24 protein-coding genes are annotated in these 23,328 nt (G+C 35.6%); 20 read left to right on the top strand and 4 right to left on the bottom strand.

Features of this window, described 5'->3' with window-relative positions; translation table 11 throughout:
- Window positions 1-229 precede the first annotated feature (229 nt).
- The 4 genes from mgtE to MHB53_RS07930 all read left to right on the top strand — a co-directional run bounded on the left by mgtE (window position 230) and on the right by MHB53_RS07930 (window position 5,330).
- The gene (mgtE, locus tag MHB53_RS07945; RefSeq protein WP_340916957.1) at window positions 230-1,603 is read left to right on the top strand and encodes a magnesium transporter; all 1,374 of its coding nucleotides are present in this window, start codon (window positions 230-232) and stop codon (window positions 1,601-1,603) included.
- Window positions 1,604-1,625: 22 nt separating this feature from the next.
- Entirely contained in the window at window positions 1,626-3,479 is a 1,854-nt protein-coding gene (locus tag MHB53_RS07940) for a monovalent cation:proton antiporter family protein (protein WP_340916955.1), read from the top strand.
- Between the two features lie 377 nt (window positions 3,480-3,856).
- The gene (gene fabI / locus MHB53_RS07935; RefSeq protein WP_340916953.1) at window positions 3,857-4,639 is read left to right on the top strand and encodes an enoyl-ACP reductase FabI; all 783 of its coding nucleotides are present in this window, start codon (window positions 3,857-3,859) and stop codon (window positions 4,637-4,639) included.
- 121 nt (window positions 4,640-4,760) lie between these two features.
- On the top strand, window positions 4,761-5,330 hold the full coding sequence (locus MHB53_RS07930) for a CotO family spore coat protein (protein ID WP_340916951.1): 570 nt from the start codon (window positions 4,761-4,763) through the stop codon (window positions 5,328-5,330).
- 71 nt (window positions 5,331-5,401) lie between these two features.
- Here MHB53_RS07930 and MHB53_RS07925 read toward each other — a convergent pair whose 3' ends face one another.
- Complete coding sequence (locus tag MHB53_RS07925; RefSeq protein WP_340916949.1) at window positions 5,402-5,950, bottom strand: CotY/CotZ family spore coat protein; 549 nt, start codon at window positions 5,948-5,950, stop codon at window positions 5,402-5,404.
- A gap of 121 nt (window positions 5,951-6,071) precedes the next feature.
- On the opposite strand from MHB53_RS07925, the gene MHB53_RS07920 reads away from it, so the two are divergent.
- From MHB53_RS07920 to uxaC, 7 genes are all read left to right on the top strand, one after another.
- Window positions 6,072-6,428 (top strand): DUF1360 domain-containing protein, encoded by a 357-nt coding sequence (locus MHB53_RS07920; RefSeq protein WP_340916947.1) that lies wholly within the window; start codon window positions 6,072-6,074, stop codon window positions 6,426-6,428.
- A 381-nt stretch (window positions 6,429-6,809) separates the two neighbouring features.
- Entirely contained in the window at window positions 6,810-7,289 is a 480-nt protein-coding gene (locus MHB53_RS07915; RefSeq protein WP_340916945.1) for a sporulation protein, read from the top strand.
- A gap of 1 nt (window position 7,290) precedes the next feature.
- A complete protein-coding gene (gene spoVAC, locus MHB53_RS07910) occupies window positions 7,291-7,767 on the top strand; it encodes a stage V sporulation protein AC (protein ID WP_340916943.1) in 477 nt (158 codons plus the stop codon).
- Entirely contained in the window at window positions 7,767-8,786 is a 1,020-nt protein-coding gene (gene spoVAD / locus MHB53_RS07905) for a stage V sporulation protein AD (protein WP_340916940.1), read from the top strand. The genes spoVAC and spoVAD overlap by 1 nt, the downstream gene beginning before the upstream one ends.
- An 11-nt stretch (window positions 8,787-8,797) precedes the next feature.
- Window positions 8,798-9,154: a stage V sporulation protein AE gene (gene spoVAE / locus MHB53_RS07900; RefSeq protein WP_340916938.1), complete on the top strand. Its 357-nt coding sequence runs from the start codon at window positions 8,798-8,800 to the stop codon at window positions 9,152-9,154.
- 91 nt (window positions 9,155-9,245) lie between these two features.
- Window positions 9,246-9,386, top strand: coding sequence for a YjcZ family sporulation protein (locus MHB53_RS07895; RefSeq protein WP_340916937.1), 141 nt, complete (start codon window positions 9,246-9,248; stop codon window positions 9,384-9,386).
- A 308-nt stretch (window positions 9,387-9,694) separates the two neighbouring features.
- The gene (gene uxaC, locus MHB53_RS07890) at window positions 9,695-11,092 is read left to right on the top strand and encodes a glucuronate isomerase (RefSeq protein WP_340916934.1); all 1,398 of its coding nucleotides are present in this window, start codon (window positions 9,695-9,697) and stop codon (window positions 11,090-11,092) included.
- A 112-nt stretch (window positions 11,093-11,204) separates the two neighbouring features.
- Here the strand turns inward: uxaC and MHB53_RS07885 are convergent, their stop codons facing one another.
- Window positions 11,205-11,963, bottom strand: a complete 759-nt coding sequence (locus tag MHB53_RS07885) for an IclR family transcriptional regulator (protein WP_340916931.1) — start codon at window positions 11,961-11,963, stop codon at window positions 11,205-11,207.
- 174 nt (window positions 11,964-12,137) lie between these two features.
- Here MHB53_RS07885 and MHB53_RS07880 point away from each other — a divergent pair, with 174 nt between their 5' ends.
- The 8 genes from MHB53_RS07880 to MHB53_RS07845 all read left to right on the top strand — a co-directional run bounded on the left by MHB53_RS07880 (window position 12,138) and on the right by MHB53_RS07845 (window position 19,637).
- Window positions 12,138-12,785 (top strand): bifunctional 4-hydroxy-2-oxoglutarate aldolase/2-dehydro-3-deoxy-phosphogluconate aldolase, encoded by a 648-nt coding sequence (locus tag MHB53_RS07880; protein WP_340916929.1) that lies wholly within the window; start codon window positions 12,138-12,140, stop codon window positions 12,783-12,785.
- 2 nt (window positions 12,786-12,787) lie between these two features.
- Complete coding sequence (locus MHB53_RS07875) at window positions 12,788-13,801, top strand: sugar kinase (protein ID WP_340916927.1); 1,014 nt, start codon at window positions 12,788-12,790, stop codon at window positions 13,799-13,801.
- A 38-nt stretch (window positions 13,802-13,839) separates the two neighbouring features.
- On the top strand, window positions 13,840-14,670 hold the full coding sequence (kduI, locus tag MHB53_RS07870; RefSeq protein WP_340916925.1) for a 5-dehydro-4-deoxy-D-glucuronate isomerase: 831 nt from the start codon (window positions 13,840-13,842) through the stop codon (window positions 14,668-14,670).
- A gap of 37 nt (window positions 14,671-14,707) precedes the next feature.
- On the top strand, window positions 14,708-15,490 hold the full coding sequence (gene kduD / locus MHB53_RS07865) for a 2-dehydro-3-deoxy-D-gluconate 5-dehydrogenase KduD (RefSeq protein ID WP_340916924.1): 783 nt from the start codon (window positions 14,708-14,710) through the stop codon (window positions 15,488-15,490).
- Window positions 15,491-15,700: 210 nt separating this feature from the next.
- On the top strand, window positions 15,701-17,074 hold the full coding sequence (locus MHB53_RS07860) for a hypothetical protein (RefSeq protein ID WP_340916919.1): 1,374 nt from the start codon (window positions 15,701-15,703) through the stop codon (window positions 17,072-17,074).
- Window positions 17,075-17,371: 297 nt separating this feature from the next.
- Entirely contained in the window at window positions 17,372-18,865 is a 1,494-nt protein-coding gene (locus tag MHB53_RS07855) for a tagaturonate epimerase family protein (RefSeq protein WP_340916917.1), read from the top strand.
- Window positions 18,866-19,010: 145 nt separating this feature from the next.
- On the top strand, window positions 19,011-19,160 hold the full coding sequence (locus MHB53_RS07850; RefSeq protein WP_340916913.1) for a hypothetical protein: 150 nt from the start codon (window positions 19,011-19,013) through the stop codon (window positions 19,158-19,160).
- A gap of 285 nt (window positions 19,161-19,445) precedes the next feature.
- The gene (locus MHB53_RS07845; protein ID WP_340916911.1) at window positions 19,446-19,637 is read left to right on the top strand and encodes a hypothetical protein; all 192 of its coding nucleotides are present in this window, start codon (window positions 19,446-19,448) and stop codon (window positions 19,635-19,637) included.
- A 168-nt stretch (window positions 19,638-19,805) separates the two neighbouring features.
- Here MHB53_RS07845 and MHB53_RS07840 read toward each other — a convergent pair whose 3' ends face one another.
- A complete protein-coding gene (locus MHB53_RS07840) occupies window positions 19,806-20,474 on the bottom strand; it encodes a DUF2642 domain-containing protein (protein WP_445661409.1) in 669 nt (222 codons plus the stop codon).
- A gap of 38 nt (window positions 20,475-20,512) precedes the next feature.
- Window positions 20,513-21,868, bottom strand: coding sequence for an arsenic transporter (locus tag MHB53_RS07835; protein WP_340916910.1), 1,356 nt, complete (start codon window positions 21,866-21,868; stop codon window positions 20,513-20,515).
- Window positions 21,869-22,672: 804 nt separating this feature from the next.
- Between MHB53_RS07835 and MHB53_RS07830 the strand changes: the two genes are divergently transcribed.
- Window positions 22,673-23,194 (top strand): NUDIX hydrolase, encoded by a 522-nt coding sequence (locus MHB53_RS07830; RefSeq protein ID WP_340916906.1) that lies wholly within the window; start codon window positions 22,673-22,675, stop codon window positions 23,192-23,194.
- Window positions 23,195-23,328 lie beyond the last annotated feature (134 nt).

Genomic DNA, 23,328 nt, shown 5'->3' with positions numbered 1-23,328 from the left:
TTTTATTATATATATGTCTCAAAAAGGTCAGAAGCCGACTAATCGCAACGAAGAAATTCGCCGTTTATCATTTGTTTACCATTTGAACATCATCTGTTATGTATTATTATGGATGTTTCGTACTAAAAAGTTGCAAGAAATGGCACTTTTTAATTATTTCCTCAATTATGCGACAAATGAATAAAGTTTTGATAGGATGAATAAATACGAAAGGTAAGGAGGGATAGTGATGGATAACAACCTCAGTGAAAAAGAAAAACTAAATGATGAAATGCTGCTAGAATTTATGGCTGAAAATAAATTACAAGCTTTTCGAAAAGAATTTTTAAAGCTACATCCATATGATCAAGCGCAATTCTTCTCTAAGTTAGAAGTTGAAGATCAAATGAAGATATATCATTATTTATCTCCGACTGAACTGGCCATCTTCTTTGAAGTACTGGAAATAGATGATGCTGACTATGAGGATATTTTGGCCACAATGGAGCCGAAGTATGCGGCTGATACATTAGCAAATATGTATACAGATAACGCAGTTGATGTTCTAAATACTTTGGGAAAAGACCAAGCTGCTAGTTACTTGACGATAATGGAAAAAGACGCAGCTCATGAAATTAAGGGATTACTGCATTACGAAGAATCTACAGCTGGAAGTATTATGACTACTGATTTTGTTTCGATTTCACAAAATCAAACGGTTCGATCTGCCATGTATATTTTGAAATATGAGGCGCAAAAAGCGGAGACTATTTATTATGTATATGTGGTCGATGATGAAAGTCGCCTTGTAGGTGTTCTATCCTTGCGAGACTTGATTATTAACAGTGATGATACGATGATTTCCGAAATTATGTATAATAGAATTATTTCTATATCAGTTGGCGCAGACCAGGAAGATGCAGCAAGGCAAATGCGAGATTATGACCTCTTGGCGCTCCCCGTTGTAGATTTTCAAAATCATTTACTAGGTATTATCACATTCGATGATATTATCGATGTTATCGATGAAGAGGCTTCAGATGACTACTCGAAGCTTGCTGGTGTATCTGATATGGATACAATGGACAAAAGTCCTTTTACCGCCGCAAAAAAGCGTCTTCCGTGGTTAATTATCCTACTCTTTTTAGGAATGTTTACGGCTAGTCTCATCGGTCGATTTGAAGATACGCTAAGTAAGGTTTCGATATTAGCTGTGTTTATTCCTCTGATTGCGGGGATGGCTGGTAATTCTGGAACACAGTCACTTGCTGTTGCAGTTCGTGGTCTAGCAACAGGCGAATTGCAAGAAATGAGTAAGACGAAGTTAATTATGAGAGAAGCAGGCACTGGTTTAATTACAGGATCTATTTGCGGTGTACTTGTATCCGTGGTGGTTTACGTGTGGAAAGGGGAGTTATTTCTTGGTTTCCTCGTAGGAATTTCCATATTAGCATCATTATTTGTAGCAACATTGGCAGGTTCTCTCGTTCCGTTGTTAATGGAAAAATTAAAAATTGACCCAGCTGTTGCATCAGGTCCATTTATCACAACGATGAATGATATTACATCTATTTTAATTTATTTTGGTTTAGCAACAATGTTTATGAGTTATTTAGTACATTGAAGGAAGAGAGGTGGAGTCCTCCATGGAATACGATACATCATTAGTCTCCCTAGTTATTGTTTTAATCATCGCATTTATCACTCCACTTTTGCTACATCGCTTGAGACTCGCGTTTATGCCGGTTGTAATCGCTGAAATTATTATGGGGTTAATTATTGGGAAAAGTGGCTTAAATATTATTGAAGATGGCATGTGGCTTAACACACTGTCGACACTTGGTTTTATTTTCCTTATGTTTCTAAGCGGATTAGAAATTGATTTTTCCGCGTTCAAAGGAAATAAGAAAAAACTGGTGATGGCGAATGGGAAAAATGAACCCCATCGATTATTAGTATCGACAGTAATATTTGCCGGTATTTTTGTTTTATCTCTCATCCTTTCATTTGGATTTGTAAAGATAGGGCTAATTGATAATGTCTTTCTTATGACATTAATCATTTCCACAATCTCTCTTGGTGTTGTCGTACCTACACTAAAAGAGGCGAATCTAATGAAAACTGGGATTGGCCAAATTATTTTACTGATCGCTGTTATAGCTGATTTAGTAACAATGATATTGCTTGCAGTCTTCGTATCTGTTTCCGGAGATGGTGAGGGGAATATATGGTTGCTCCTAATATTATTCGGATCGGGTATCGTATTATACTTTATGGCGCGAAGATTTAAAGGTGGCACTTTCTTCGAAATATTATCGGCGGGAACTGTGCAAATTGGTACAAGGGCAATTTTTACTTTGATTATCGTCTTAGTCGTTTTATCAGAATCAGTTGGAGCTGAAAATATTCTAGGGGCGTTTTTGGCGGGAACACTCGTGTCATTATTAAAGCCAAAACAGGAAATGATTCAACAGCTTGATTCATTTGGATATGGGTTTTTAATTCCAATTTTCTTTGTCATGGTTGGTGTCGATCTGGATTTATGGTCGCTTTTAAGTGATAAAAAAATGCTCTTATTAATCCCCTTATTATTGATTGCGTTGTTAATATCTAAGGTTTTTCCAATTCTGCTTTTAAAGCGTTGGTATGATATGAAAACAGTGATGGCGTCAGCATTTTTGCTTACATCGACATTATCACTAGTTATCGCTGCAGCTAAAATTGCCGAGCGTATTGAGGTTATTACGCCAGAAATGAGTGGTACCTTTATTCTCGTAGCGGTTATCTCGTGCATCGTCACACCGATTTTATTTAAAAAGTGGTTTCCGCAAGAGCATGTACAGGAACGAAAACAAGACGTTGCTTTTATTGGAGCAAATCAAATGACATTGCTGGTATATAAAGAGTTAAATCCAGTTTTATTTAATCCAATTGTATTTCATAAAAAGTTAGAAAAGGCGGACTCCCAAATTGTTGATTCAGCATTTGATATTGTCGAACTCGCGGACTATCAAGAAAGTGAATTGGAAAAAGCAGGAGTATTTGATTCAGATATTCTTTTCCTATCTACGGGCGATGAGGAGCTAAATACAATGCTTGCGATTGCTGGAAAAGAACGAGGTGTGGATAGGGTTATTGCAAGAACAGAAAGCCTTGATCTTGGAGAAGCGTTAAAGGAACAGGGAATCGAAGTCTTTTCAACAATCTTATCGACTACGGCATTGATGACTGCTTTAATTGAATCTCCGAGTATTGCTGATATTATGACGAATCAGGAAACAGCTTTGTATGAAATAGAAATGTTAAACCCAGTATATAATCATATGACCTTAAGGGAATTCCCATTTACGGGCGATGTGATCTTTGTACGTATTTTTAGGGGAAGTGATTCTATCGTCCCGCATGGAGATACAGAGCTGCAATTGGATGATCATCTAATTGTAACCGGAACGAAAGAGTATGTGGATGAGCTAATGAGGGAAATGCAATTTCATATATAATCTGTCTAGTTCTTGCGCCCATCGACTGTCAAAAACTTTAGGATTCTACCGAAGGTTAACATCGGTTCTCCTTACATGTCTAGCAACAGGCTTTAGAGGCTCAAGGTAATAAGCCAAGACGTCAAGAAGTTAAGGACCAACTGAACGAGCGCCTTTCGCATTTCTTGGTTTACCGTGTTTCCTTTATATCGTATGAATAAGGTTCCTCGAACCTCGCATGGTTCAGTGGCAACGTCGACGGACCCTTATTCTGTAGCGCAGTTTGTACGTCGCTAAGCAGGCGCTTCGACTTTTCATTAATACTTTACAAAAAAGAAAGATTTCGTGTATGATTAAGACTAGGTACTAATAACAGTTATTAATTAGGGGGATAAACCATGAATCTTTCATTAGAAGGAAAGACATTTGTCGTAATGGGTGTCGCGAATAAACGAAGCATTGCCTGGGGAATTGCACGATCTTTGCATAGTGCTGGAGCCAAGTTAGTCTTTACATACGCTGGAGAACGTCTGGAAAAGAACGTACGTGACCTCGCTGATAGTCTCGAAGGAGACACATCACTTGTGCTGCCATGTGATGTGACTGTTGATGAAGATATCGAAAAGTGCTTTACATCGATTAAAGAGCAAGCGGGACCTGTTCATGGGATTGCACATTGTATTGCATTTGCTAATAAAGAAGAACTTGATGGTGATTATTTAAATGTTACACGTGAAGGCTTTTTATTAGCTCATAATATTAGTGCATATTCTTTAACAGCGGTAGCTAAAACTGTTCAAAAATTAGACAGTATGCCTGAAGGTGGTAGTATTGTTACATTGACATACCTTGGTGGAGAGCGCGTTATTACAAATTACAATGTAATGGGTGTAGCAAAGGCATCATTAGATGCAAGTGTTATGTATTTGGCTAGTGATCTTGGTAAAGAAGGTATACGTGTAAATTCCATTTCAGCTGGACCAATCAGAACTTTATCTGCTAAAGGGATTAGTGATTTCAACAGTGTATTGAAAGAAATTGAAGAAAAATCACCATTGCGCAGAACGACAACACCTGAAGAAGTTGGAGATACAGCACTATTTCTTTTCAGTGATTTAGCTCGAGGAATAACAGGAGAAAACATTCATGTTGATTCTGGTTACCATATTATCGGAAATTAATCTTGAAATAAGAAAACAGCCGTCATTTTTAAATGACGGCTGTTTTTTTATTTTCTGTCAATGTGAGATGAGATGATGCATATGTATAATAAGGAAGTCAAATTGACGGAGGTGTACCTTCATGGAGGGTAATAAGGAAAATAAAAAAGGGGAACCTTTATTATATATCGACCAACCAAATTTTGTAAAACCAGACTTGAAAATGCAGGATAGTTATCATACCGTTGAACAAAATATCGAAGAAAAAGCAGTAAGAAAAAAAGAGGATAAAATGGCAAAACATGTGCATGTAAAAAAGACGCATCAAGAACATGATTACAATCAACCATTAGAAAAAGAAAAAGATGACGAACATCATTCTGATCGTGAGGAACAACTAAAAAAAGCTAAAGATATCCCAATAGCGGATATTCCTACTTTTATGAAGAATTCCCCAGTACAACAAAAAAGTGTTGGTGGATTAAGAAAGGTAAAATCCTTTAGGGAAATGACCATTGAAGAGAAATTTCAGTATCTATCTAGTTTTCCGGAAAAACAACCACCTTATCCTTGCGAATTTATTACCACGGACCAAAGTTATCAAGGCATTGTTACCAAGTATAACGGTGAACAAGCGAGTATTAAAACTTTTTCAGAAAATGTTATCGATTTAAAAGTCCATAATGTAAAAGCCATTCGAATTATTAGATGATTCATATGCAGGATAGTTTCAAAAACTGGGAAATAGGTAACCCTATTTCCCTAATGGTAAGTCGTGTCAGATTACTCGCAAATTTCTAAATCAATATCAGCGATACATTGGATGGCACAGAAGCAATGTAAATCTACTGTGATACAGCTGTTGCTTGCTGCCCAACGTTTAACGGAACAAAGTGCGTCATAGTCAAGTTTGCCATGTTCATATAATTTGACAACTTCTTTATCCTTGTTTAATGGAATAAGCACGCGTAAGGTTGCACAGCAAGTATCAAAGACATCTTCAACTCGGAAATATACTGATACACATTTTCCGTGGTGACCTTTGAATAATGCTTTAAACAGTTCCCCATCTTTATTAGTAAGAGTGAATACTCGTGTATCTGCGCGTTCACGAGAAGGACTGGCAAGTTCACCAAGTGGTTCAGTGAAACAGTTTGATGTGCATGTTAGGCATTCTTCTTCGACAGCTTCATCTTGGATATCTTTAATAGCACGGACTACATTACAAACGCAGCTTAGATGACAACCGCAACTATTATTATTGCTACTGCTGCTACTGCTGCTACTGGATTCTTTGTGGTGCTCGAGTACTTCTATATCTTCATAACCCATAAATTACTCCTCCTTATCTTTTTATCATACATTTACACTATTAACATATTAATGGGAGGGCAAATGAGTTACGGACAGATGCCTGATTTTGGGAAAATAGGCGAGTTGGGGGTGAGAAATAATGAAAATAGAATGGTTCGAATTTATTTTATTTGGTTTGGCAGTGTTTCGTCTAACAAGGCTTATTGTTTTTGATAGGATCACGTCTTTTATTCGAGCACCATTTATGAAAGATCATGAAGAAATAAATGAGCAGGGGGAAAAGGAATTATATATTGTTCCTAGAGAACATGGAATACGCGGGTATATCGGAGAGCTTCTTAGCTGTTATTGGTGCACAGGGGTGTGGGTTGCAATTGGAATGTGGTTCCTTTATCTCCAACTGCCCGTTGTTGGTGAACCAGTGTTAATTATCATGGCAATTGCAGGTCTAGCTGCACTGATTGAGACGATGATACAACCTAAAAATATTAACTAACGTTACAAGAGAGAAAGACATTATTTGGATAAATAACATAAACTAATACAGGAACGTAATAATCAAAAATAGGAAGTGAAAATAATGAATCGACCTCCACTAAATACAAACTCACCAGGAAAACCTAAAAGAAAGAAAAAAGGATGTGGATGTGGAAAACGATTAAAGAAAGGTAAATAAATGTGCAGGGCTAACCCCTAGGGGTTAGTCCTTTCTCTATTAGGAAAACTGAATGAACTGGCATAATATCGAAAAAGGAAAATAATAAGGAGCAGTAAGGACACTTTTGCCTTTTAGGTAAGAGTGTTTTTAATTTTTATTCATAATTTCCCCGTATTAGTAAAAAGTAAGTATTAGGTTAGTATGTTTGAGGAGGTAGTTATGAATAATAAAATAGTCATGGCAACGATAACAATAATGTTACTAGTCCTTACCACGGGGTGTAATCATCAGGATAATAATAAAGAACAAAGTAGGCTATCACTTTTAAAGGCAACAAATCCAGCACCAATTGAATTAAGTAGCAGACCTGGACATAAATCAATTGGCTATCAAGTCAGAAAAGATGTGAATAAAATTCCAGATATTTATGATACAGCTGTGATTGAAGGAAAGAAAGAAGTGATTGTTGCTTATAAAGTAAAACATCTGCAACGTTTTAGGATGAGAAAAATTGAGAAAGCAATATCGAAGAAATTGAAAGAGGAATATCCTAAGGAACACTTTATTGTATCAAGTGATTACAAAATTTTTCTGGAAGCAATTAAATTAAAAGATGATTTAGATCATAACAATTTATCCAATAAAGAGGCGGAGAAACGCTTTAAAAAAATAATAAAATTAAAAAAGGAAATGAGTTAACATGCCCAAGAAAAATAAAGAAAAAACACCGGAGCAAATTCAGTATGATGATACACAAAAAAAACATGAACTAAAAAGGCCAGTATTAAAAAACTGTATTCGAGCGTTTTTTGTAGGCGGTACAATTTGCCTTATTGGTCAGGCAATTAGTTATTTTTACATCTATTATTTTGATTTTACAGAACGGACTGCAGGAAATCCAACAGTTGCTACGATGGTATTTATTGCGATGCTTTTAACTGGATTTGGTATGTATGACAGATTGGGTCAATATGCTGGTGCCGGAAGCGCTGTGCCTATTACAGGATTTGGTAATTCAGTCATTTCTGCCGCTATTGAACATCGAACAGAAGGATTTGTAATCGGTGTAGGTGGTAATATGTTTAAGCTGGCAGGGTCTGTGATTTTATTCGGTGTATTCTCCGCTTTTGTTGTAGCGTTAATAAAAACTATTATCCTTCAATGGGGGGGATTCTAATGTTGCAGGGATGTCAAACCTGGTCTTTTCAAAATGAACCAGTTATTTTATCTAGCGGAGTTGTAGGTGGTCCATTTGAAAAAGATTGTCGTCTTGAAACGGACTTTGATAAATTTCACGATGATTTGTGGATGGGTCAAGATTCATATGAGAAAGCACAGAGGGTTTTACTAGAAGACGCTGTACAGATTGCTTTAAGGAAAAAGGCCTTAACGGAAGATGCAATCCAATTTTTTTTAGCAGGAGATTTGATTAATCAAATTACACCGACGACATTTGCTGCCAGAACAAATCAAATTCCCTATATCGGTTTATTTAGTGCCTGTGCCACATCTACCCAAGGTCTTGCGCTTTCTGCTTTGATCATTAATCAAGGGGGAGCAAACCATATTTTGACAGGGGCTGCCAGCCACAATGCTTCAGCAGAAAAACAATTTCGGTATCCTACAGAGTATGGAGGACAGAAGCCACCAACTGCACAGTGGACATTAACTGGCGCTGGCGTGGGGTTAATTGGTAATGGACATGATTTAAGTGGACCACAGCCAAAAATAATTTCTGCAACCATTGGAAAGGTAGTAGATATGGGATTAAGTGATCCTTTTAATATGGGAGGGGCAATGGCTCCAGCTGCAGTGGATACAATCCAAAGACATTTTATGGACTTAAAATTAGATCCGGATTATTACGATTTAATTATCACCGGTGATCTTGCTGAAATTGGTCGGAATACAGCATTAGAATTATTTCAACAAAAAGGATTGCTTGTAGATGAAAATAAATTTCAAGACTGTGGTCTACTTATTTATAAGCCAGAGCAGGAAGTCTTCGCAGGGGCCAGTGGCCCAGGATGTTCAGCTACCGTTTTGTACGGCCATTTGCTTAATCAAATGAAAGCAGGGGTGTATAAGCGAATCTTAATAGTGGCAACTGGCGCTTTATTATCTCCATTATCTTTTCAACAAAAAGAAACGATCCCATGTATTGCACATGCAGTTGCCATTGAGTATAAGGAATAGGAGTGAAGGCGATGCTAGCTATGTTTTTTTGGGCGTTTATAATTGGCGGATTTATTTGTGTAATTGGACAGTTAATGTTTGATGTAGCAAAATTAACACCTGCACATACGTTATGTATATTAGTAACAGCAGGAGCGATTTTAGCAGGATTTGGTTTATATGATCCATTAATTGATTTTGCAGGAGCTGGTGCTACAATTCCGATAATAAGCTTTGGTAATTCATTGGTAGAAGGAGCCATGAATGAAGCGGATAAACACGGATTAGTTGGAGTAATGACAGGAATGTTTGAAATTACTTCTTCAGGAATTTCCTCAGCCATTGTCTTTGGTTTTATCGGGGCTTTATTATTTAAGCCAAAAGGATAAGTTTTATTTCATAAAGAAGTCATGCGCCCAGACAGATTCACTTCACTTTACATAATTTATGAATATCATGATACAAGTGAGGTGAGGATAAATGTTTGGATATGGCGGTGGTTATGGCGGTTGTGGCGGTTGTGGCTATGGAGGCGATGCAGGATATGGCGGCGGAAGTACCTTTGTATTAATAGTCGTTTTATTTATACTATTAATTATTGTTGGTACTAGTTTTTGTTAATGAAATGCACAAATAATGGAAAGAGTGATTTTTTGCTCTTTCTATTTTTTTTGTTTGGGTTTCTATTCACAGTTCCTATTTTATGAACAACCTATAAAAAGTATAAAAGTTCTCTCATTTCAAAATAAATCTTCTAAATTACTAAATTGCTTGAAAAAATAAGCGTTTACATATATTCTAAATCTATGAAGATTAAGTAGTTTGTTTGGTAAACAAAATAATTATTTAGGAGGTTTGCTTGTTCTCTTTAGGAATTAATGAATAATATATCACGATAAATACAATAAAACAGGGAAGGTTGATATAATATGAAAACTTTTATTACGGAGGACTTTTTACTCTTTAATGAAACAGCGAAAGAACTGTATCATCATACAGCCAAACATTTACCAATTATAGATTATCATAATCATTTAAATCAGAAAGAAATTTTACAGGATAAAAACTATACAAACTTAACGGAAATTTGGTTAGCTGGTGACCATTATAAATGGAGAGCAATGCGGGCAAATGGCATTAGTGAAGATTATATTACAGGGGATAAAAAGGATAAGGAAAAGTTCTTCGCATGGGCGAATACAGTGCCAAATACATTTGGAAATCCATTATATCATTGGACACATTTGGAACTATTAAGATATTTCGATATTGATGAGCTTTTAGATGAAAAATCTGCTTCTGCAATATGGGAAGAAGCGAATCAAAAATTGAATACACCAGGGCTCTCTATAAGATCTATACTGGAAAAAGAAAAAGTTAAATTTTTGGGAACAACAGATGATCCGACAGATGATTTAGTTAGTCATATTGAATTAGCGAAAGAAGGCTTTACGACTACTGTATCTCCATCATTCCGCCCAGATAAAGGATTAAATATTGACAGGGACGAGTTTTTATCTTGGGTTGAGAAGTTGGGACAAGCAACAAACTCAGCAATTAATAATTATAATGATTTCTTAGATGCCTTAGCTAGTAGGGTTGATTTTTTTACGGCGCATGGTTGTAAAAGTTCTGATCATGGCATAGATGTTATGTTTTATGAAGAAGCAACAAAGGAAGAAGTCGCAATTTCTTTTCAGAAACGTATGAATGGGGAAGAATTATCAAAAAAAGAAATAGAACAATTTAAAACATACACTTTAGTTGCATTAGGTGAATGGTATGCTGAAAAAGGTTGGGTAATGCAGCTACATCTAGGTGCATTACGAAATAATAATACGCGCATGTTTAATCAGCTTGGTCCTGACACTGGGTTTGATTCAATTGGAGATTTACTCATTGCTAATAAAATTTCGGGATTCCTAAATACATTAGCTGATAAAGATAAATTACCTAAAACTGTTTTGTATAGTCTGAACTCTAAAGATTATCATGTACTAGCATCAATGGCTGGGAATTATCAAAGCTCTGAAATTCCTGGAAAAGTGCAGTTTGGAACGGCTTGGTGGTATAATGATACAATTGATGGTATGGAAGACCAAATGAAAATTTTGGCTAATATTGGATTAATTAGTAATTTTATTGGGATGTTAACTGATTCAAGAAGCTTCCTCTCTTTTTCAAGACATGAGTACTTCAGAAGGATTTTATGTAATGTGTTAGGAACTTGGGTAGAAGAAGGAAAAGTACCAAAGGATATGGCATTGCTTGAGAAGTATGTTAAAGGCATTTGTTATGAAAATGCTAAGCGTTATTTTGCACTTTAATAGATATTTCTAATGTCGGTTTAGTAATGCGAATAAGACCTATAAATTATTATAAGGAAAAATCCTCTGATTATTTTCAGGGGATTTTCCGATTTATGAATAGTGGATATTATTAAAGATCAGATATTATATCAGCTTTGCATTGTTGTACCAACTGAATAATTTCATTACGGAAAACATCGGTAATTCTATATTTCGGAACACTCACACTGAAAGCTCCAAAGTTTTCTCCATGCAATGTAATACTTGCCCCCACGCAAAATACCTCATCTTCGTGCTCACTATTATCGAGCGCATATCCAAGTTCTCGTATTTGAGCGATTTCTTGAATGAATGTTTCTTTTGTAGTAATTGTATTAGCCGTTTTTTTTATTAATGAATTATTGGCCAAATACATTTGGACTTCTTCGTCAGATTGATCAGCTAAAATGGACTTCCCCATTGCGGAACAGTATAAAGGAATACTTTTTCCAACCTTGGAGTATAAAGACACAGGATTACTACTTTCCATCTTTGTAATATAAACGATATTTACATGATCAAGAATTCCAAGGTGAACCGTTTCTGTTGTGATTCTTTGCAGTTTCTGTAAATAAGGTTTAGCAATCTGTTTAATATCAAGTTGATTGATACTTTTATTTGCGTATTTAATAATAGAAGGACCTAAACTAAACCTTTTTGTTTCTGCATCTTTTTGAACATAACCGATTACAACCAATGTGTCCAAAATTTTTAATGCTGTGGAATTCGTCAGATCAGCTCCCTTTGCTATTTCATTTAATTTTTTCGATGTTTCACTAGATGACAAGTATTCTAAAATCTGGTCTGCTTTTAAAAGAACAGCTCCATATAGTGGTTTTTTATTTTCCATTATACCTCTCCTCAATTCTTTATATTATAACTAAAACTGCAATAATTAAAAGCACTGTACAGAATAAAAGCGAATACTATTGTAATCTCTTACACTATTATATATAATAACGTTATAAGTTTCCAATTAATAAAGTTGATTTCCAAATAGGAAATTATTTAATAAGGGGGTAACATGAAAAGGTTAAAGGTATTGTCTAAAATTACAAATTGCGGTGTAGTTGCCGTTGTTAGGGCAGATTCAAAAGATGAAGCATTAAATATTTCAGAGGCATGTGTAAAAGGCGGTATAGCTGGGATCGAGGTAACATTTACGGTGAAAGACGCTGAAGAGGTATTAAAGGAGTTAGTATCTATTTATCGCAATGATAGCGAGGTCGTGATTGGCGCTGGAACCGTCCTTGATGCAATTACAGCAAGATTGGCTATTTTGGCAGGGGCTGAATTTGTTGTAAGTCCATATTTTGATGCACCAACAGCAAAGCTATGCAATTTGTACCAAGTTCCTTATATGCCAGGGTGTATGACTATAACTGAAATGAAACAGGCAATGGAAATGGGGGTTGATATTATCAAGCTTTTCCCTGGAAATGCATATGGCACAGATTTTGTGAAAGCGATTAAAGCGCCACTTCCGCATGTCAATATCATGCCTACGGGTGGAGTGAGCCTGGATAATGTAGATAAATGGATTAAAAATGGCTGTGTTGCAGTGGGTGTCGGTGGCAATTTAATCGCCCCGGCAAAAACAGGTGATTTTAAATCAATAACAGAATATGCAACTAGATATATAGAAAAAGTGAAAGAAGCGAGAGAGGCATGATGATGAAAAAGATTGTCACCCTTGGAGAAATTCCACTTCGTCTCTCTACTAATGTTGGTGAAAGACTCTTTCAAACAAATCAGCTTACCATGCATTATGGTGGTGCGGAAGCAAATGTTAGCGCTTCATTAGCGAGTTTTGGTTGCGATGTCTATTTTGTAAGTAAAGTACCTGATAATCCTTTGGGGAAGGGAGCGGAAAAACACTTAAAATCAAATGGTGTTCACACTGATTATTTGTTTAAAGGTGGTGAAAGATTAGGTACATATTATTTGGAAGCGGGTGTAGGTGAACGAAGTGCCCAAGTTTTATATGACCGGAAATATTCGAGTTTTTCAAAACTTACATGGGAAGAAATAGATTTCGATGAGATTTTTCACCACGCAACACTCTTTCATATAACCGGAATTACTCCCGCATTATCTCCAAATTTAAATGAGCTTACATTAGTATCATTGAAAAAAGCGAAGGAAAAGGGAGTTATCACAAGTTTTGACTTCAATTATCGTTCTAAACTATGGAGTCTACAAGAGGCAGCCGAAGCAATTAAGCTATTTCTTCCGTATGTAGATATTTGCTCATGTGGAGAATTAGATGCCGTTTATTTATTTGATATTGAAAAAGCCGATGATGTATTGGATAAAGAACAGAAATTAACATATTATTATAAAAAAATCCAAGAGATGTATCCAAATATTAAGCATATAAGTTCAACTTTCCGCGATGTGATATCGGCTTCCAACAATACACTGCAAGGTAATTATTTTACTGAAGGAGTACTATACCAGTCAAAAGTCCATCATATCGATCAAATAGTTGATCGTGTTGGAGCTGGAGATGCTTTTGCAGCAGGTATTCTATACGGAATAATCGAAGAAATGGATTCTCAGCAGACCGTTTCTTTTGCAACAGCTGGTTCCGCCTTGAAACATACAGTACATGGCGATTGCAATGTTTTTACAAAGGATGAAGTTATGGCATTTGTACAAAATGAATCTGGCAAAATAATTCGATAAGATTAAAAAAACCTAAAATGTAAAGAGGAGGATGAATTATGGAAACACGTTATGCAAATCACCCAGAAGAAATCAAAAGGTATAATACGGATGAATTAAGACAACATTTTCTTGTTGAAAAGCTTTTTGAAGCAGGGGAAGTTCATTTAACATATACACATGTAGACAGATTGATTTTTGGTGGTGTGACTCCATCAGATAAAGAGTTAACAATTAAGTTGGATAAAGAATTAGGTGTTACATATTTCCTTGAACGGCGTGAATTAGGTGTTATTAATATAGGTGAAACGGGATCTGTCATACTTGATGGACAAGAGTATGATATGCAGCGTCACGATGGACTATATGTTGGAAGAGGGACGAAGGAAGTGTTATTCCGTTCAAAAGATCCAAATAATCCAGCTAAATTTTATATTAATTCATCTCCAGCACATCACACATATCCAACGGTTAAAATTGATATTAAGGAAATTAAGCCACTTGAAATGGGAGAGCAAGGGACGCTAAATGAAAGAAAGATCCATCAATATATTCATCCAAATGTTTGTGAGAGTTGTCAACTTCAAATGGGATTAACTATATTGAACCCTGGAAGCGTTTGGAATACAATGCCCGCCCATACGCATGAGCGCCGTAGTGAAGTATATTTATACTTTGATATGGAGGAAGACACACGTGCATTCCACTTTATGGGGGAGCCAGATGAAACAAGACATCTAGTGCTTAAAAACGAGCAAGCGGTTATTTCGCCAAGCTGGTCTATTCATACCGGTACAGCTACAAGTAACTACACATTTATTTGGGGAATGTGTGGAGAAAACATCACTTATGATGATATGGATCATGTGAAAATGGAAGAATTAAGATAGTAGTTTTAAAAAATGTTTAGAATTATAGGAGGTATATATGACATCAGAATTAAATGATTTTTCACTAGATTATTTCTCATTAGATGGAAAGGTTGCTATTGTTACAGGTGGTAACACGGGATTAGGTCAAGCCTATTCCGTCGCACTTGCAAAAGCTGGTGCGGATCTATTTGTTGTTACACATGGTGATAATTGGGGTGAAACAAAAGAATTAATTGAAAAAGAAGGCCGTCAAGTAGAATTCTTTCAGGCAGACTTAGAAAACAGAGAAACGATTAAGGAAATCGTTTCAAGTTGTCGAAAGAAATATGGGAAAATAGATATTTTAGTTAATAATGCTGGTACGATTCGACGGGCTCCGTTGCTTGAATACCAAGAAGAGGACTGGGATGCAGTCATGGATATCAATCTAAATGCTGTTTATTTTCTAAGCCAAGAAGTTGCAAAGGTGATGGCAGAACAAAAAAGTGGGAAAATTATTAATATTGCTTCTATGCTTTCATTCCAAGGAGGTAAATTCATTCCTCCATACACAGCAAGTAAACATGCAGTAGCAGGACTTACAAAAGCTTTTGCGAATGAATTAGCGGAATACGGAATTCAAATTAATGCGATCGCCCCCGGTTATGTGGAGACTAAGAATACAGCACCAATCCGCGCGGATGAAAAGCGGAATGCAGACATTCTATCACGCATTCCAGCGGGCCATTGGGCTACTCCTGCGGATTTAATGGGAGCTATCGTCTTTCTATCCAGTAAGGCATCTGATTATATGAATGGTCATGTTCTTGCAATTGATGGCGGATGGCTAGCAAGATAAAAGTCTAACATCATGGATAAGCCATATCATAATAATAAGTGATATGGTATGGCTCGTTTCTGAATTTACGAACATATCCCAGTTGAAGCTCAAAAATAAATCTTATTGAAATCATCGCAAACCTGCAGCAGCTGGAATGTTTGGATACGGTAACTACTGTACAAAATAAAATAATTCTTTATGAGGAAAATAAATTAGAGGGAGGAATGAATGAAACACCATCCAGTGTTTCGCTTTTTATATATCTTTTATACCTTTGTTTTTATGCTCCATATTGTTAATGTCTTTATAGGCAGCGCGCGTTTAAATTATCTATTGGGACTACTAGCAATTTTGATGTTGGCCGTATCTTTTATTCAGGCATCAAGGCTATTTACAATACTAGGCAGTGCATTTATTTTGATAGGAAGCTACCTATTCTTCATAAGTGGACGATCTATTATATACCTACCTAGTTTATTAACATCCAATATGTCATTACTTACTCTATTAGCGATGCTCCCTTGGATGAGTAGTGTCGTTAGAAGTGGACGGTTCGATCGTAGTCTGAATGTTTTAATGAAGGTGAATGTATCCGATCTTGGTAAGCTATATACACGGAGCTCGGTAACAACCCTTACATTGGCGACTTTTTTAAATTTATCAGCTGCATCTATTTCCCAGGAAGTATTAAAAGAAAATCTGTCACATGTTAATAAAAAACTAAGGGATTCATTTATTAGTATATCAACACTTAGAGGCTTTTCTTTAGCCTTATTATGGAGTCCATTAGAAATATTGTTAGCAGTATCCATTTTTGCAACTGGAGTTACCTATGTGGCAATTTTACCTTGGTTACTGTTGGTAGCGGCTATAACTTTTATACTTGATACATTGTGGGGCCATTTCCACTTTAAGAAATATGCATATAATAATCCTGATGTACATAGCTCGGAGCATGTAAATATTAAAGGATTGGCGAGTAAAATTACTCAATTATCCATCGCACTGGTGTTATTTCTTACGTTGGTTATTTTATGTGGTAATTTGTTTGCGATCGATTTCATATTAACTGTTACACTACTTATTTTTCCATTTACCTTCGTTTGGTCACTAATAATGAAGAGATTGCGTAGTTTTTTGACTATCGGCTGGAATACATGGAAATTGAAAACAAACACTATGCAGAATTTTATTGTATTATTTATATCGCTGTCGTTTTTTTCCAATAGCTTAAGTAATGCAACGTTTTTAGAATTTATTCAGAAACCAATTTTATATGTTTCCGAATATCCGTTAATTATTTTTTTCGTGATACAAATCATCTTCATTTTTATGAGTATGTTTGGTATTCATCCAATTGCAACAATCGGTATATTAGGAGGTTTAATTACAACGTTATTAGATGTGCTTAACCCGCTAAGTCTTGCAATTGTGTTAATAACCAGTTCTGTGGCTACATTAACGGTGGGTACGTATGGATTGGTTGTTACGTTGACAGCAGTAAATACTGGGCAAAACCCGTATCGAATCACATTAGATAATTTGCTTTTCTCTCTCATTTTTGGGGGCATTGGATCGATTATTGCTTATTTTCTTGTATAAAATGAAGAGAAGGTCTTTATCATGAATGTTATATTTGAAAGCATATGCCAGGAAGATATTTATTTTAATAATAATAGATCGATTTGAAAATTCCGAATTCGGTAACAAACCACTTGATTTATATAGCGCTTACAATTATACTAGGTTTTATTCAATTATTTTGTATGGGAAACAAAGTAATGGCGCTAGATATTTCTAATCTGTAAATTAAAAAGCCTAATATTATTGGGTTATTATTTAGAACGAATTGACGGATTCACTTAGTTGAAAAATAAAAAGTTGAGGTGGAATGCAATAATGAAACATTTACTAGCGGCTATTGAGTTACTTGAACAAAATAAGATAGATTTTGATATTACTAATGTCAAAGTATATAAAAAATCTTATACATATCATGATAATGTACATTTAATGATGATAAAAGATAAAGCAACTAAAGGGATACTGGCTGTTGGAAATGGTCCACTTTTTGATGATTTGGAAGGAACAGATATTGAAGGGAAAGGGAAGCTTTGTCCATTAACACATGCCAACCGTCTAGTATTGAATCGTTACTTCGATTACACTGTACCTCGAGCTTTCGGTACTAAAATAGCTACAATGGGCCTAGGGGATCGCTTAGGTTTAGCTTCACCTGGACATATAGAGACGATAAAAGGAAAAAGTGTAAAACCCATTCTAGCTCAACAAAGCATCCGTGAATTAACACTTACAAATAGAACGATGGATGATATGCTAGACGCTGCTTGTTTTGCCGTCTTCCAAGAAGGATATAAGGACGGATTTGGCGCAGACGGTGATCATATAAAAGAAGAAAAAGACATTCAACATGCGCTGTCATTAGGTATTTCCATGTTAACATTGGACTGTTCCGATCAGATACCAAAGGGAATTGAAAGAAAATCAGCAGAAGAATTAAGTGTAGAGTATGAGAAGTTGCCACAAGCAATAAAAGATCGTTACAATGAACAATATTTAAACAAAACATTTGATGTGAATGGTCTGTCACTTTCATTTGATGAAAAATTATTAATGGAAAACGTGCTCCAATATAATGAAGCACTAAATTATATGGTCCATGTATATAATGAATATATTAGTACGGGAAAACGAGAAATCGATTTTGAAATTTCCATAGATGAAACGGAAACAATCACGTCTCCAACCGCACATTTCTTTGTTGCAAATGAATTAACATTGAAAGATGTGGAAGTAACGAGTCTTGCTCCTAGATTCTGTGGGGAGTTCCAAAAGGGTATTGACTATATTGGTGATATTGAACAATTTGAACATGAACTAAGTGAACATGCATTAATTGCCGAGCATTTTGGATATAAATTAAGTATCCATTCGGGAAGTGATAAATTTAAAGTTTTCCCGATCATTGCAAAGTATACAAAAGGCGTTTTACATGTAAAAACTGCTGGTACAAACTGGCTTGAAGCAATACGGGTAATCGCTCAAACCAATCCAAATCTATACAGACGCATGCATGTTTTTGCTTTAGAGCATTTTGAAGAGGCACTAGCATACTATCATGTTACACCGGATTTAGCTGGTATTGCTTCACTTGAAAGTGTTCCAGATAGTGAACTAGAAAGCTATATGAACAACGATGCAGCGCGTCAGCTATTTCATGTTACATACGGTCTTATATTAACAGCCATAGACGAAAATGGAAATGCTTTGTTTAAGGATGAGTTCTTCCGTACACTCGATGAGCAAGAAGAAGAGTACCGAGCAGCGCTTGTGAAACATATCGGAAAACACGTAGAGCTTTTAGGATTGTAATTATAGAAGTAAAGGAATAAAACATATTTATGCTGCCTTAGTTCTGAATTCCACTGAACTGAGGTTGTTTTATACTTATCTTTCTTTCGGGATTAAGACCCCCACCTCTAAGCGAAGCGTAGGTTGTAAAGCAGGATATATTTAATTGTCCTTGAATGAAAATAGAGATGTGATGAACGCGATGGAAAACACGAACCACTTTGGTTATTTTGCGATGGATGTAGCTTCTGAATTGGAAGTCACCACGTTCACGCTAAGAAGATGGTCGATTGAGTTAGCAAAAGCAGCAGGATAATCATTTGAACGGAATGAATAGGAACAACGTATTTATTATGAACGCGATTTTAAGGTGTTTAGAGAATTAAAAAAGTAACTTGCTCATTCCGTATCTTTTGTAGACGCTATAAAAGCAGTAATAGCAGCGGATATAGAGAATATAAACGCAGTAAAAACACCTAGCGTTTATACCAATAAAATTCGTTTATCAAAGCGAGAATTACAGGAAATTGTCAAGCAGCAGTGAAAGAAACCATAGAGAAAGGACGGGAAGCTATGTTCGAAGCTTTTGAACATAAAATGAATGATGTTGAGATCGATTGATCCGCAGCAGCTGCAACAATTACTGGAAGAAAGGCGCTTAGAAATTGCTGTAGAGCAAGATGATAAAGAAAAGTCTTGGTGGAAAAAAATTCGGCAAATAAAAAAGGATCTCCACTTAGAAGATCCTTTTATACTGCTTATTGAACGCACACTTAAGATGAATAAAAACTAGCTACAAAGTGTGGCAATATTACAAATAACAACCTATTTATATTAACTTAGAATTCACCATATCTTGTTTGGTTCAATATGATATGGACATAAACTGTAATTGTATCATCTTATATATAGTAATTACTTACGCCTAGGAGTCTTTCGGCCCAAAACGAAAGGCTCCTCATTATGGTAATTGTACTGATTTGATGTGATTAAGTTTTAAATATACAGTTTCCCCACTTGCATTTGCTAATTCTGCAAAGTTATTTTCCACCATTTTTAACAATCCAATTTTTGATGGATCTAATCCCGCATCGAATACGACAAGTTTTCCCTCTGCTTTTTTTAGTTGCTCTTCAAAGGAACGTAGTAAAGGTACGTTCGACGAATTTACAGGTAATTTCTCGTTACTAAGGGTATAAGGAGTGGTGCTTTGATTGTACGGAGTTAGCCATTTTAGATGTTCTAAAGGAATAAATATCAACTTATACACTGGTGAATAAAAAGCGAGATAATTACTTAAGACATTTGTAACATATCCATGAAAAGTGAGGTTCCTTGTTACATATATTTCAGTAAAAATCCCCTTAGCATTTGTTAAAATTTTACGATATGAAAGTGATTCTGTCTCTTCAGCTAAAGAATATTCACTAGGATTATCAACATAGTTTTTCATGTCAGTATTAAGGTTGATTCTATGAACATGCAACAATGGAATATATATATATTGTTGGCCGTTAAACAACACAAGAACGTCTTGGCCAAAATCAGTTAACACTCCTTGAAAGTAACTTTCCCCGGACATTTTTACATAAACTTGTTTTCCCAATAATTTCGTTAAGATACTACTCAAATAAATCTCCTCCCATAGTTAGATTAGGATGTTATTTATTACGTAAAGACGATTTGTACCCAATAGAATAATAAAAACAACGTTACAACCGTTGTTAATGGTATAACAATCATCGATACGCTCAAATACTCCATCCATTTCACTTTAATTTTGTTTTGTTTCAAGATATGCATCCAAATAAGTGAAGCTAATGTTCCAATCGGTAATAACAATGATCCCATGTCGCTACCAATTATATTGGCAAGATAAATGGTCTTTAATGTAATTGGATCTAATCCCATTTCAGTTAAGCTAATGGTGCCGATCATTAAAGCAGGATGATTATTAAAGATGTTAGATAGTATGGAAACTAATCCCCCCATGGTGAGGCTGGCTTGTAACAACCCTTGGTTTACGATAGGCTCAAACATTTCTACAAGCATTGCTGTGAGTCCTGCATTATGGAGCCCGTAAATAATGACATACATAGAGAAGGCAAAAATAAGAATGTGCCAAGGTGTCTTCTTTAATAGATCTACTGGATTTGTGCCCAAATGATACCATCTCCATATTAGCAAGACTACTGACCCAAATACGGCAACCAATTCAATTGGAATAGCAAAGTAAGATGCTACAAAGAGGAGACAACGCATTATAAATACAAACAGCAGTACTTTCAACATAAATTTAGTGTGTTTACTTTTTGTTTCAGCAGACATTTTTCCTTTTAATGGATGGAAACGTTTGGTGAAAAAAATCTCCTCTATGTCATAGGAGATACTTGGCAATCGTCTTGGTAATTTCCTCTTTACTACTACGAACATTAACCATGACATAAACAACAATCCTAACGTTGCTGGTACAAACATCATCGCAGTATGCATATAAAGCGTCATGTTAACAATTTCTAAGGCGATTAAATTGACAATATTACTTACCCCAATAGGTGCACTAGAAGCTGTTGCAATAAGTGCTCCACTTAACAGATAGGGAATCATTTGATGTGGTTTTAGGCGAAGATTTTTCAGGAGTAAAATTAAGATTGGTGTCGTAATCAAGATGCTTCCATCGTTATTAAATAAAAGGGTCATTAAAAAACACAACAACTGGATGTACCAGTATAGTCGATAGCCTGAGCCTTTAGATAAAGTTGCTAGTCGTGCAGCTGCCCAGTGAAAAAAACCGAAGCTTTCTAATATTATAGCCATAACAATAGTTGCCATTATGGTAACAGATGCACCACCAATTTTACTAATAATATCCGCAACGTCTCCTCGTGATACCATTCCTGTCAGGAGTATTATCCCTGCACCGATTGATGCTGGCCATGCTTCATTTATACCACCCGGTCTCCAAAAAATGACAATCATGGTCATAACGAAAACAAAAATTGTTATTCCGATGTCAAAAGTCATTTCTACTCTCCTTTCTTAATAAATGTAATAAGACATCTGTCCTTGCATGTCCTATTCCCTATAATTATATTCAACTCTATTAAGAAGGGATTGGATATTAACCTAAAACTCTTACAATGTATGTTTGGCTCGTTGTGATAATTGTCCATTAGAGAGATATGTCTAATAGAATAGGATTATCAACTTTATAAATAAAGATTGATTTCAATCGAACAATTCCCCCCTTTTTTAGCATACAAATTATTCTTTGGGTAGGTTCTTATCCTTACCGTTGTTAAGCGCATATTCCTGACGCTGCTACACCTTTTAAAAATGTTTTCATCTACTACACAGTTTGTGTCACAAGATTCCAAAGTTTCAAATATGATCTATACTTTGCAAAAGATGTAGAATCTGAATTAGAAGTCACCACGTCCACACTAAGAAGATGGTCGATTGAGTTAGAATAAGCAGGATATTCATTTGAACGAAATGAACAAACGATCTCTTTTTTTCACTACATCATTTTATGCTCAAAAGTTTCGAACATAGCTTCTCGTTCTTCCTCAATGGCTTCTTTCACTGCTGTTTGTACAATTTCCTGTAATTTATGCTTTGATAACCGGATTTCATTTATTTGTAAACGGTATAGTGGGGAATTAGTAGAAAGTAACGAGGAGTCGATACAGAATAACTTCTTTCCACTAGAAGAACTCCCAGAAAATATTTTTACCGAACATAAAATGATGGTTGATGACTTATTATCGAAAAAAACACTACCAATTATTGGTTAATAATTGAACGATTTTTTAGCAGGAGGTAAGAATGGAATACTTTAAACAATTACGTTCATTTGTTGGACACAGTCCACTTATACTGCCAGGGTCATTAGTTATTGTATTGAATGAAAAGAGACAGTTACTTTTACAGAACAGAACTGATGGTACATGGGGTTTGCCTGGTGGACTTATGGAAATAGAAGAATCTTTGGAAGATGCAGCTAGAAGAGAAGTTTTTGAAGAAACGGGGTTAAAAATAGGTACATTAGAATTAGTTAATGTTTTTTCCGGGCCTGATTATTTTCAAAAACTTTCCAATGGCGATGAATCATATTTTATTTCTGCCTTATATATGACAGAGGACATATCAGGAGAAATTATAATCGAAGAATCTGAATCCAAGGAACTTAAATTTTTCAATATAAATAATATTCCCAAACCTGAATACTGCCATAAGAATTTACCACCCTTGCCATGTTATTTACCATCAAGTGTCATGAAATTTACCATTGATTTCCAGTGTGTTTACCAAAGTCGTTACAGGGGTGTAATTTTTAATACACTATAGAGAAACGGCCATTGGAATATCACTGTCCCAACGGCTGTTCAGTAATCATTTAAAACTCTTATCTTCTAATTGCTTATTAATAATCTCAATGGCCCAACGAATGAGTTCATCATGATTTAAATCCTCTTCTTCGG

This window comes from Bacillus sp. FSL K6-3431 (genome assembly GCF_038002605.1).
In the GTDB taxonomy this organism is placed as follows: Bacteria; Bacillota; Bacilli; order Bacillales; family Bacillaceae_C; genus Lederbergia.
The sequence above is the reverse complement of the archived record's forward strand: the minus strand, read 5'-3'. Positions and strand labels throughout refer to the sequence as shown.